This window comes from Pseudomonas sp. MD195_PC81_125 (assembly GCF_014060985.1).
In the GTDB taxonomy this organism is placed as follows: Bacteria; Pseudomonadota; Gammaproteobacteria; order Pseudomonadales; family Pseudomonadaceae; genus Aquipseudomonas; species Aquipseudomonas parakoreensis.
In genome coordinates, this window is sequence record NZ_JABULD010001035.1 from 1 (window position 1) to 549 (window position 549).

1 pseudogene is annotated in these 549 nt (G+C 48.8%); it reads right to left on the bottom strand.

Annotated features, from left to right (window positions below):
• Nucleotides 1-469: pseudogene (locus tag HT737_RS31045) on the bottom strand (RHS repeat protein); the annotation flags it as partial.
• Nucleotides 470-549 lie beyond the last annotated feature (80 nt).

The following is a 549-nucleotide window of genomic DNA, read 5'->3' on the forward strand; positions in this document are numbered from 1 at the left end:
GTCCCTTGTATGAGTCGAACAGCGTATCGATCTGCGCAGGTGTCACTTCGTTGTGAACGCGGATGATGTAATTTTTTCCCGGCACACCACCTGACCAACTACCTTTACCTTTAGCATCGAGTTTGACTTTGTGGATAGCGCCGCCATCCACTGCAACGACCTCAACTTCGATATCGCCCAGAGGAATGTCGTAAAGCGATTCGAACTTGCTCTCGATTAGCAAAGGACCTTTCAATGGGCATTGAGCCACAACACTGAAATTATCATCAGTCATGCTTACCGCAGTCGATGATCCGCCTGCTTTGAGGATTCGCTCCATTCCCAACAGGGAGGGTTTATTGGTTTTATGGCTGACTTCATCAGCCAGACTTGCATACCAGGAATGGGTTTGCTTCTGGTAAATCGTCAGGCTGTTTTTGAAGTTCTTCAGTTGGTTGTCAACGAAGGCAATGCGTTCCTTTGCGATCATCAGCCTTGCTCCAGAATCAGGTGGTTTAACAGTGCTTCTTTAAGGTTTTTCGGCGCATCCGGGCGGCGCACGAAACGGCT